The 298-nt window shown below is 42.3% G+C and carries 1 protein-coding gene; it reads left to right on the top strand.

The window, feature by feature from the left end; all coding sequences use genetic code 11:
* Nucleotides 1-113: 113 nt before the first annotated feature.
* Nucleotides 114-298, top strand: a 185-nt coding sequence (locus LZP73_RS20035) for a LysR family transcriptional regulator (protein WP_234236669.1), incomplete at its 3' end; no start/stop codon positions are given.

Here is a 298-nt window from a genome sequence, read left to right as displayed (position 1 = left end):
ATCGAGGATACGAAAAAGTTTCATAAAGACTCCAGATGATCGATGGTTCTATTGTGCTTCTTCCAGTTTGAGAAATAAAATTGATTTATTGCATCCATTCATGAAAAAAACAGATGAATTATTCTTTAAAGCAATTAAAGGTTTTCGTCACAGTAGCGCAGGAGAAAAGTTTTAGTCGTGCAGGAGAGCGTATCGGCCTGAGCCAGTCGGCAGTGAGTCACAGTGTGAAGGAGCTGGAAAATCATACTGGTGTTCGCCTGCTGGACAGAACCACGCGTGAAGTGGTGCTTACAGATGC

This window comes from Shewanella sp. AS16, assembly GCF_021412365.1.
GTDB classification, from domain to species: Bacteria; Pseudomonadota; Gammaproteobacteria; order Enterobacterales; family Shewanellaceae; genus Shewanella; species Shewanella salipaludis.
Note: the sequence above shows the minus strand (reverse complement) of the source record. Positions and strands in the feature narration are given on the sequence as shown.